The organism is Desulfobulbus alkaliphilus (assembly GCF_016918545.1).
GTDB lineage: Bacteria > Desulfobacterota > Desulfobulbia > Desulfobulbales > Desulfobulbaceae > Desulfobulbus > Desulfobulbus alkaliphilus.
On sequence record NZ_JAFFQC010000400.1, the window covers coordinates 1 to 396 of the forward strand.

Annotated in this window: 1 protein-coding gene; it reads left to right on the plus strand. The window is 62.1% G+C overall.

What is annotated here, in order from left to right:
* On the plus strand, positions 1 to 396 hold a 396-nt coding region (locus JWG43_RS19120), incomplete at both ends, for a preprotein translocase subunit SecY (RefSeq protein ID WP_275888524.1).

The window sequence follows — 396 nt, forward strand, 5'->3', positions numbered from 1 at the left end:
CGGCAACGGCATCTCCCTGATCATCTTCTGCGGTATCGTGGTGGGCATCCCGCGCGGCATCATGCAGTCCATGGACCTCATCAAGTCCGGCAGCATGAGCATCTTCCTCGCGGTCATCATCGTGCTGCTCATGGCCGCCGTGCTGACGGCCATCGTGTTCGTGGAGCGTGCCCAGCGCCGTATCCCCATCAGCTACGCCAAGCGCCAGATCGGACGCAAGATGTTTGGCGGCCAGAACACGCACCTGCCCCTGCGCGTCAATACGGCGGGCGTCATCCCGCCCATTTTCGCCTCGTCGCTGCTGCTGTTCCCGGCCACGGTGGGCCAGTTCTCCACCAATGAATACGTCAGGATGGTCACGGACTTCTTTGCTCCGCACGGCGTCCTGTACAATGT